Below are 5,776 nucleotides of genomic sequence, written 5' to 3'. Positions count from 1 at the left end.
CAGCACATGGCTGTAGTTCGGGTGCCCGGCACAGATCGCTTCCAGCTGCGAAGCCAACTGTGGATCGCAACTGGCGCCGTTGAAGGTGCCCAGGTTGAAGTCCGGCAGTTTGCCTTCGAACAGGTGCGGGATGAGCGAGCGAATCGAGTGCGCATCGAACAGCAGCGCGTAGCCGAACTCGGCTTTCAGTCGCGCCAGTTCCTGTTGCAGCGTGCTGTGGTACGGCGTCCAGATCTGCTCCAGGTAGGTGGCGCGCTCGGCCTTGGACGGTTCCATGCCTTCGCGGAACAACGGCACGCCGTCGAACAGTGTGGCCGGGTACAGGCCTGTGGTCGCACCGACGTACAACGGTTTATCGTCGGATGGACGGTTCAGGTCGATGACGAAGCGCGAGTATTCGGCGGCCAGGGTGCTGGCACCGAGCTCAGCGGCGAAGTCATACAGCTGCGGGATGTGCCAGTCGGTGTCCGGCAGGCTTTTCGCCTCGGGGATCAATCCGGCTTCCACCGCGGGCGTCAGACGCACGCCGGCGTGCGGCATGCTGATCAGCAAGGGCACGCGGCCTTGTTTGAAGTTCAGAACCTTATCCACAACTGCTCTCCTACACGCTCGTTTCGACGCCGTGACGCACGACGCGTTTTTCCAGATCACCGCCCAGCCAGTACGACAGGTCGGCTGGACGATCGATTTGCCAGGCGACGAAGTCCGCCACCTTGCCGGCCTCGATCGAACCATGGGTCTCGGCCATGCCCAGCGCGGTGGCGGCATGAATGGTTGCACCGGCCAGGGCTTCTTCCGGGGTCATGCGGAAACAGGTGCAGGCCATGTTCAACATCAGGCGCAACGACAATGCCGGCGAGGTGCCGGGATTGAGATCGCTGGCGATGGCGATTTTCACGCCGTGCTTGCGCAGTGCGTCCATCGGCGGCAATTGCGTTTCCCGCAGGAAGTAGAACGCACCGGGCAGTAACACGGCGACCGTGCCGGACTCGGCCATGGCGATCGCGTCGTCTTCGGTCATGAATTCCAGGTGATCGGCAGACAGTGCGTGGTAGCGTGCCGCCAGGCTCGAACCATGCAACGACGACAACTGCTCGGCGTGCAACTTCACCGGCAAACCAAGTTTTTGCGCGGTGATGAACACGCGCTCGACCTGCGCCGGGGAAAACGCCAGGTACTCGCAGAACGCGTCCACCGCGTCCACCAGCCCTTCGGCGGCCAGCGCCGGGAGCATTTCGCTGCAAATGTGCTCGATGTAGTCATCGGCACGGTCTGCATACTCCGGTGGCAAGGCGTGCGCAGCCAGGCAGGTGGTACGCACGCTGATCGGCAGCTCGGCACCGAGGCGACGGGCCACGCGCAGCATCTTGCGCTCGCTGGCCAGGTCCAGGCCGTAGCCGGATTTGATTTCGATGCTGGTGACACCGTCGCGCATCAGGCTTTTCAGGCGCCTGGAGGCGCTGGCGAACAATTCGTCCTCACTGGCGGCACGGGTGGCACGCACGGTGCTGGCGATGCCGCCACCGGCTGCTGCGATTTCCGCGTAGCTGACACCTTGCAGGCGCTGCTCGAATTCGCCGCTGCGATTGCCGCCGAACACTGTGTGGGTGTGGCAGTCGATCAAGCCCGGGGTCACCCAGGAACCCTTCAAATCATTGACCACCGGGTACTCGCCGGACGGCAGCTCACTGCGCGGACCGACCCACTCGATGTGCGCACCGGACGTCACGATGGCCGCGTCCTCGATGACCGAGTAGACGCCTTGCGCCATGGTTGCAACGTGGCAGTGTTGCCAGAGGGTTTTCATCCCAATTCCTCGTTCTGTGATCGTTCCCACGCTCTGCGTGGGAATGCAGCCGGTGACGCTCCGCGTCACAGGACGCGGAGCGTCCCTTGAGGCATTCCCACGCAGAGCGTGGGAACGATCAGTGTGCTGTTAGAAGCTCGGTAGTAGTTTTGTTGTGACCAATTCGCTCAGGCAACGCGAAGCCAGCAGCTCGGTCGCCGCGTTGATGTCCGGCGCGAAGAAGCGGTCTTTCTCGTAGACCGGTACTTCCTTGCGCAGGATCGCGCGGACCCTCTCCAGTTTTGGCGAGCTTTTCAGGCCATTGCGCAAGTCCAGGCCTTGAGCCGCCGCCAGCCATTCCACCGCCAGAATCCCGCGAGTGTTGTCAGCCATTTCCCACAGGCGCTTGCCGGCAGCCGGGGCCATGGACACGTGGTCTTCCTGGTTGGCGGAGGTCGGCAGGCTGTCCACCGAGTGCGGATGGGCCAGGGCCTTGTTCTCGCTGGCCAATGCCGCCGCCGTCACCTGGGCGATCATGAACCCGGAGTTGACGCCGCCATTGGCCACCAGGAACGGCGGCAGTTGCGACATGTGTTTGTCCATCATCAGCGAAATGCGGCGCTCGCTCAGCGAACCGATTTCGGAGATGGCCAGCGCCAGGTTGTCAGCGGCCATGGCCACCGGTTCGGCGTGGAAGTTGCCGCCGGAAATCACGTCGCCTTCGGCGGCGAACACCAACGGGTTGTCGGAAACGGCGTTGGCTTCGATGGCCAGCACCTCGGCCGCCTGACGGAACTGGGTCAGGCAGGCACCCATGACCTGCGGCTGGCAGCGCAGGGAGTACGGGTCCTGGACCTTTTCGCAGTTCTCGTGGGAGTCGGACACTTCACTGCGCTCACCCAGCAGATCGCGGTAAGCGGCGGCGGCGTCGATCTGGCCTTTCTGGCCACGGGCCGCGTGGATGCGTGCGTCGAATGGCGAACGCGAACCCAGTACGGCCTCGACGGTCAGGCCACCCACGGCCAGGGCACCGGCGAACAGGTCTTCACCTTCGAACAGGCCACGCAGGGCGAATGCGGTGGATACCTGCGTGCCGTTGAGCAGCGCCAGGCCTTCTTTCGCGGCCAGGGTCAACGGCGTCAGGCCAGCGACCTTCAGCGCTTCGACAGCGGGCAGCCACTCACCTTTGTAGCGAGCCTTGCCTTCGCCCAGCAGCACTAGCGACATGTGGGCCAATGGCGCCAGGTCACCGGAGGCGCCCACCGAACCCTTGAGCGGGATGTGTGGATAGACTTCAGCGTTGATCAGGGCGATCAGCGCATCGATCACCACGCGACGAATACCGGAGAAACCACGGCTCAGGCTGTTGACCTTGAGCACCATGATCAGGCGGCACAGCTCATCGCTGATCGGCTGGCCGACACCGGCGGCGTGGGACAACACCAGCGAACGCTGCAGGTTTTCCAGGTCTTCGCTGGCGATGCGGGTCGAGGCCAGCAGGCCGAAACCGGTGTTGATGCCATACGCGGTGCGGTTCTCGGCGATGATCTGCTCCACGCAGGCCACGCTGGCTTCGATTTGCGCCGAAGCGCTGTTATCGAGGGTCAACTGCACCGGCTGCTGATAGACATCACGCAGTTGGGCGAGGCTCAGTTGGCCGGGAATCAGGTTTAGCGCAGTCATTTTTGTCTCCTTTTGAGAGTTTTCAATCAACTACCAGACGCTCCGGAAAGATCCGTTGTCCGTCGCTTCCCTCCTTTTGAGAGGGCTGGCGCCTTGGCACGCTGGTTTACAGGAAAATCAGTTCAGATTCGGCAAAGTTTCGCTGAGCAGAATCGGGTCTTTCAACACGCCGGCGGCTGCGGTGATGTCCGGTGCCAGCCAACGATCCTGGTCATACGCCGGAACGCGCTCACGCAGCAGACGCCACGCCGCATCGGTACCGACACCGAAGCGTTGTTCTTTGAGGAACTCGAACGCCTGGGCCGCCAGCAGGTACTCGATGGCGAGGATCTGCGTGCAGTTTTCCAGCGCACGGTGCAGCTTCAGCGCGGCATTGGTGCCCATACTCAGGTGATCTTCCTGAAGGCCCGAGGTGACGTAGTTATCGAGCACCGCCGGTTGCGCCAGTTGACGGTTTTCCGCGCACAGCGAAGCGGCGACGTATTGCACGATCATCATCCCGGAGTTCACCCCCGGGTTGGCCACCAGGAACGCCGGCAGGCCGCTGACGTGCGGGTTGATCAGGCGGTCCAGGCGTCGTTCGGCGATGGAGCCGATTTCCGCCATGGCGATGGCCAGCAGATCCGCCGCCAAGGCGACCGACTGGCCATGCGGGTTGGCCTGGGACATGACCCGGAAGTTGTCCGGCGTGCCCAGCAGCAACGGGTTGTCGGTGCAGCCATTGAGTTCGATTTCGACCTGTTTGATCGCGTGCTCAAGCTGATCGCGCGCAGCGCCGTGCACTTGCGGAATCGAACGGATGCTCAAGGCATCCTGGGTGCGGATGCCTTTGCTCCGGGCAATCACTTCGCTGCCGTCGAGCAGCGCCCGCAGATTGACTCCGACCTGCTGCATGCCCGGATGCGGCTTGAGGGCAATGATCTCGGCATCGAACGCAGCGATCTGACCGCGCTGTGCCTCGAAGCTCATGGCACTGATCACATCGGCCCACTGCAACAGACGCGAAGCATCGGCAATGGCCAGGCAGCTGAGGCCGGTCATGCACGGCGTGCCGTTGACCAGGCACAGACCATCCTTCGCACCGAGTTGAACCGGTTGCAGGCCTTCTTCGGCCAACGCCTGTTGCGCCGGGACGATCCGCCCACGGTAGCTGACGTTGCCGACACCCAGCAGGGCGATGCCGACATGGGCCATGTGGGTCAGGTAACCGACCGACCCTTGGGACGGAACTTGTGGGGTAATGCCACGGTTGAGCAACGCCAGCAGGGCTTCAACCACCTGGCGATGAATGCCGGACTTGCCCTGGGAATAGTTGCGAATGGTCGCGCACATGATCGCGCGAGTCTGCTCATCGGTCAGCGGTGCGCCAACGCCGCAGGCGTGGCTGAGCAAGGTGTTGCGCGACAGCTGGCTGAGCTGTTCGTCTTTGAGCGACACATTGCACAAGGCGCCCAGGCCCGTGTTCACACCGTAGGCGCGCTCTTCGCTGGCGACGATGCGCTGGACGATCGCCTGGGCATTTTCGATGCGTGCCCAGGCCTGCGCCGACAACTCCAGTTGCGCGCCATGACGGGCAACAGCGACCACATCCTGCCAACGCAGAGGGGCGTCGCCGATAACGATTTTTTCAGCCTGGGACATCTTCAACCTCACCCGTACATCCTGAATATTGATGCAGCTTCACCGGCGCCTTCGCGAGCAGGCTCGCTCCCACAGGGGACGCATTCCAATGTGGGAGCGAGCCTGCTCGCGATAAGGCCAGCAAACTCTTCGCGAATATTTAAACCACTGCCGCCCGGCGCTGCACGAAACGGTCGACATACTCATCGGCCGGCGAGTGCAGGATCTCCTTGGGCGTACCGACCTGGATCAGGCGGCCGTCCTTGAGGATCGCAATGCGGTTGCCGATGCGCACGGCCTCGTCGAGGTCGTGGGTGATGAAGACGATGGTCTTGTGCAGGGTCTTTTGCAGTTCCAGCAACTGGTCCTGCATCTCGGCACGGATCAGCGGGTCGAGGGCACTGAACGCTTCGTCCATCAGGATGATGTCGGTGTCCGCCGCCAAGGCGCGGGCCAGGCCAACACGTTGACGCATGCCGCCCGAGAGCTGGTGCGGGTATTTGTTTTCGTAGCCCTTGAGGCCCACGGTGTTGATCCAGTGCAGCGCACGTTCAGTGCACAGTTGCTTGCTCTCGCCACGCACTTTCAGGCCATAGGCGACGTTGTCGACCACAGTCCTGTGCGGCAGCAGGCCGCCGAATCGAACTTCTACGCCGTCGTCGGACGCCTGCCCGATGAACTCGAAAC

General features: G+C 62.8%; 5 protein-coding genes. All 5 read right to left on the bottom strand.

Annotated features, from left to right (window positions below; all coding sequences use genetic code 11):
* A partial coding sequence (hutG, locus tag ACQKP2_RS31385) for an N-formylglutamate deformylase (protein ID WP_427582178.1) occupies nucleotides 1–591 on the bottom strand: 591 nt, incomplete at its 3' end.
* 10 nt (nucleotides 592–601) lie between these two features.
* Nucleotides 602–1,807 (bottom strand): imidazolonepropionase, encoded by a 1,206-nt coding sequence (gene hutI / locus ACQKP2_RS31380; RefSeq protein ID WP_427582177.1) that lies wholly within the window; start codon nucleotides 1,805–1,807, stop codon nucleotides 602–604.
* A gap of 129 nt (nucleotides 1,808–1,936) precedes the next feature.
* Nucleotides 1,937–3,469: a histidine ammonia-lyase gene (hutH, locus tag ACQKP2_RS31375; RefSeq protein WP_427582176.1), complete on the bottom strand. Its 1,533-nt coding sequence runs from the start codon at nucleotides 3,467–3,469 to the stop codon at nucleotides 1,937–1,939.
* Nucleotides 3,470–3,586: 117 nt separating this feature from the next.
* Complete coding sequence (gene hutH / locus ACQKP2_RS31370) at nucleotides 3,587–5,110, bottom strand: histidine ammonia-lyase (RefSeq protein ID WP_427582175.1); 1,524 nt, start codon at nucleotides 5,108–5,110, stop codon at nucleotides 3,587–3,589.
* A 139-nt stretch (nucleotides 5,111–5,249) separates the two neighbouring features.
* A partial coding sequence (locus ACQKP2_RS31365) for an ATP-binding cassette domain-containing protein (protein ID WP_427582174.1) occupies nucleotides 5,250–5,776 on the bottom strand: 527 nt, incomplete at its 5' end.

The sequence above is a fragment of the Pseudomonas sp. NPDC089569 genome (assembly GCF_050280625.1).
In the GTDB taxonomy this organism is placed as follows: domain Bacteria; phylum Pseudomonadota; class Gammaproteobacteria; order Pseudomonadales; family Pseudomonadaceae; genus Aquipseudomonas.
This window is presented reverse-complemented; position numbering and strand designations above follow the sequence as displayed.

Excerpts from the sequence above, each read along its gene's own strand:
- hutI (WP_427582177.1), bottom strand. The coding sequence starts at position 1,807 with ATGAAAACCCTCTGGCAACACTGCCACGTTGCAACCATGGCGCAAGGC.
- hutH (WP_427582176.1), bottom strand. The coding sequence starts at position 3,469 with ATGACTGCGCTAAACCTGATTCCCGGCCAACTGAGCCTCGCCCAACTG.
- hutH (WP_427582175.1), bottom strand. The coding sequence starts at position 5,110 with ATGTCCCAGGCTGAAAAAATCGTTATCGGCGACGCCCCTCTGCGTTGG.